Annotated in this window: 1 protein-coding gene and 1 pseudogene; one reads left to right on the top strand and one right to left on the bottom strand. The window is 42.2% G+C overall.

The window, feature by feature from the left end; genetic code table 11:
* Positions 1–147: 147 nt before the first annotated feature.
* A complete protein-coding gene (locus tag AAFM34_RS20475; RefSeq protein WP_341666050.1) occupies positions 148–3693 on the bottom strand; it encodes an AAA domain-containing protein in 3546 nt (1181 codons plus the stop codon).
* A gap of 109 nt (positions 3694–3802) precedes the next feature.
* Here AAFM34_RS20475 and AAFM34_RS20470 point away from each other — a divergent pair.
* Positions 3803–4024 (top strand): annotated as a pseudogene (locus tag AAFM34_RS20470) (acetate kinase); the annotation flags it as partial.
* Positions 4025–4112: the final 88 nt, after the last annotated feature.

Here is a 4112-nt window from a genome sequence, read left to right as displayed (position 1 = left end):
GGATCATTCAATTGATCTGCCGATTAATGTTTAACTGATCGGCATTAGAGCGTTAGGCTCGCTTTTTTTGTTTATCATGGAGAAAACCATGGCTTTTTCCGAATAAGGTTTGTCATCTAAGCCCAATCGATGTAAAAGCTTTAAGTGCTAACAGACATCTGTTTCAAGTTGACACGAAGCGTTTGAAGCGGCGGTGCATCCAACATACCTTTTAAAAGTTCTACTGTTGAAAAAGTCGATATTGGTTTTTGTCTCTTTTGCTAAATCACCAGCATAGAATATGGACGTTTCAACATTGGCATATCTTCCCTCTCTTGCAGCACTAAACCAATTGAATGACCCGACCGTCATGTATTTATCATCAGCAAAGATGATTTTGCTATGAATCCCATCAATAACGTTTACAGTGATCCCTTGTTCTTTCAATGTTTCACAGGCTTTTTCGAACGCTTTTTGTTTCTGTATATCTGGGCGATTGGCAATAGTAGTATTGAAGTGCTTATCAGTATATATGTTTACTGTCACGCCACGACTTATAGTGGTTTGTAACTTACCGAGGATACCTGTTGTTTCTAATTTCTCATAGATAAGCCAAGGAGATACGATATCGACTTTTTTCTCCGCATTATCAAGAATTTGAATAACCAATGCATCATGTTCATTTGCATTGTTTAATAACTTAGGCTGCCCACAGGTTTGCAGCAAGTCAGGCCTTTTACCCATATTGAAACTTAATTCATTTGACTCTGAGTTAAACAAATATTTGGACAGCAGTCCTCTGGGCTTTGACTTATGAGCTCCCGCAATCACATCCATATCACCAAAGACTAAAAAGCTATCTTTAGCTCGGGATACCGCAACATTGAGCATAGTGGCATCCATGTCAATAAATCCGCCGTTGCTATGCTTTGTGTATACCTGAGAGAAAATAACAAGCTTGCGCTCAGCACCTTGCAATGAGTGAACCGTACCGACGGTGAGCTCTCCTTCGCCTTTGCCCACTTTAATATCGAATTTCTGACAGGCCTGAGAAATAGCGTCAACCTGCGCAGCAAAAGGAGTCACCACACCGACGGCCTTTTCTAGCGCTTGACCAAAATGAGCTTCGATTTGATGGCGGTTGCTGGCTAACCAAGAAGCGACAGTCTCTGCTTCGAGTTTATTCCCTCGGCTACCATCAAATAACTCTGCCAGACCATCGATATGAAGATATCCGAAAGGAGGGTATGGGTCATTAGTGTTTGCTTTTCCCCTTTTGGCTAGTAGCAGTCCGTTGTAGCAAAGTTCATTGCAATAAGAAATGAGTTCATCGTAGCAGCGGCGATGCTCTTGTAAGAACATTCCCGGTTCGGCCTCTTTTTTGTAGTGGTATTGACTAGCGTGCTGAGCAATATGCATGGCACTGCCAGTTACTACACTTCTTCCTGAAGCCTGAATCGATGCATAGTCACTACTATCTGAGATTATTCTCGACTGCGAGAGATTACCAATATCAATGCAGGCATTTAACTGTCTTACAGGTTCTATCTGATAGATATCCCCAATAACCAGTGCTTTTTTGGCTAACGCGAAGGATGCTCCTGCTACTTCAGGTGAAACCTGACCAGCTTCGTCTACTATCAATAAATCTACCGTATTGGTTAAGTACTCGGTCTTGAACTCATTTTCCCCCGCAAATGCTTGATAAGTCATGTGTGAAGGTAAGGAATGGAAAGTCGATACAATGCAAGGTGTTAACATCATTCTCCTTCTCCAGCGGGGGAGTACAACTTTAAGACCTGTTTTACTAGCAAGGGCTTCTAAATTCTCTCCTTGTTCTTCACATGCAAGAAGCCAGCGAGCCTCCCAGTAATGAACGGCCAGTCTAAACATTCTAAAGCGTATACTTGTATCGAGGAGTGGGTCAATATCATCAAAAGAAGGGGGTGTCGATTGATCCGATAACAACTCTCGTGTACTTAAAACCCAGTTGGATTCAGCGTTTTTAAACTCTTGGTCACATCGAACATACTGTTCATAAGTGCTGCTTAGTTGCCGGATTTGCTCTTTCTGCTTACAAAGCTCTTTCTCTAACACGCGTTCCAGATCCCCAGGAACTCCCGCTAAGTCGTGTGCTTGACTACACAATGAGGTAGCGATGAAGTTTTTTCGTTGAACTTCACGTTTAGTCAGGACGAAAGGGAGCCAACTAAATATTAAAAGCCAAATCGGCTCTTCTGCTAAGTAATTACGCCACCTAATTAAGCTTTGGTTTATCTCGGAGTGTGATGTTTGGGCATACTTAATTTTTTTGTCTAACTGTTTCAGAGTTTTTTCTGGTTCATCGCCAAGCAATGCTTGCATAACAATCTTTTGTTTAGAATATTTAGTCCAGCAAGCCTGAATCTCGTCAAGTTTTTCACTGCACGTGTTTAATTGTTTGAGTAGATGCTGTTTTACATCAGAGACGCATTCAAACAGGTGTGTTTTGAAAGAACTCTGAGCTTTTTGTAAAAAGTGCGATTGGGCTCGTTCGAGATATTCCTGATTTTCTAGCTTGGAGTAAAAACCACGAGTTTGATATTTTTGGGATGCTTCATCTTCTTTCTTCGCAGATGGGAAATATCCACCATAGCTTGACACATCCGGTAACCAACGGCCACTGAGTTCGTCATCGCCCTCATCGAAATCTTTTCCAAACGCATCAATGACATTGGTTACCGCTTGGTTATTTGTCGAGGCAGCGATGATTATAGGTGGCTCTTCCTCTTTTAAGGCAGATTCTATCCATAGCGATGCCACAACAGATAGAACAAATGTCGTTTTACCTGTACCAGGTGGTCCATTGACTGCTAATATATCTGAGTCTGACATAGCCAGAGCATGAGAAAGTGCGTCTCGTTGGGCAACAGCCAAAGGGAATTGAGGGTTCGAATGACCAAGGCGTTGATTGATTGTCTCAGTAGGCTCAATGCACGTTTTATGATTTAGTGTGGATTGAGTGGCATAAGACTGAAAAAGCGGTAGTGAACACTTAACTTCTGATAGTTTGTCATAAAGACGAAGGATATGAGTAGATGCGCCTCTGATTTCATCTACTTTAGCAATGAATCCACTGCCGGAAAGTGCATAAAGCTCGTCAATTTTTTCCTTCGAACAAACGTTTTTAAATAGGTCTTGCGCGAATTTGTAGTACCGTTTCCAGCTACTTTCTTGATCCTCAATCGCATCCTTAGATTTTATAGCAGAGTCTATCTCTTCATCTGAATAGGTTGAAATGTCATGCAGAGTCAGAAAATCATCGAATTTAGACATTTCTGCAACCGTAAACTTGTCGTCAGCTTGTGGGGAGAGTACGTCTCTGGGAATATAAGGCGTGCCTGCCGAGAAAAATAAACCATCGCGTGTAACCCAAATAGGGCAGATTATGGGACATAACACCTGTGGCATCCTCCCACGATAGTCCTGCCCATGTTCTTTTTTAACTAAATAGGTTACTGGTCGATAGTGTGCTTTAACAACCCGCGTTTTAACATTCTCATTAGAAAAGAGTCGATTCAAGATGGCGTTGTTTGGTTCGAATAGCCCATTAGAAAAGTTAGTAAGAGGCGTTTTATGATAAGTACTGAGATCTTTCTTCGTTAAAGCACCTTTACCACCCTCTGCATCAGCAAGAGAGTTCCGCCAATATCGTATCCAGTTCATTTCCGCCATTCTGGTTCCTATCAATATGATTCTTTTCCAATATTGTCAGCAATTTACCACTAAATATGAAAATGAGATGCTAACTTAGTAGCATATTCTGTGATAGGCGAGTATTCGAGTCTTTACCGTCGGCATTGGCGAAAATGCGCTTCCGATTCGCAGCGAAATCATTAAAAACCTTAAGCTGCTTGGTTTTGTGGAAGACGCAGTAGCAAACCAAGCCGCTCGCTTTGGCCAATCTGGCATTATCGCCAAATCCGAGTTACTTGGCGCCGTGGCCATGGTGATCCCAACCAATGAAGAATACGTGATCGCCAAGCAGTCGGTCGAGCTGCTTTAAACGATAAAACAAACAGTTAAAAGCGAGCGTTAAGCTCTAATGCCGTTCACTTAAGGTGAGCGGCATTGTTTTTTCTGGGGTATCGGCT

The sequence above is a fragment of the Vibrio sp. genome, assembly GCF_038138445.1.
GTDB lineage: Bacteria > Pseudomonadota > Gammaproteobacteria > Enterobacterales > Vibrionaceae > Vibrio.
Note: the sequence above shows the minus strand (reverse complement) of the source record. Positions and strands in the feature narration are given on the sequence as shown.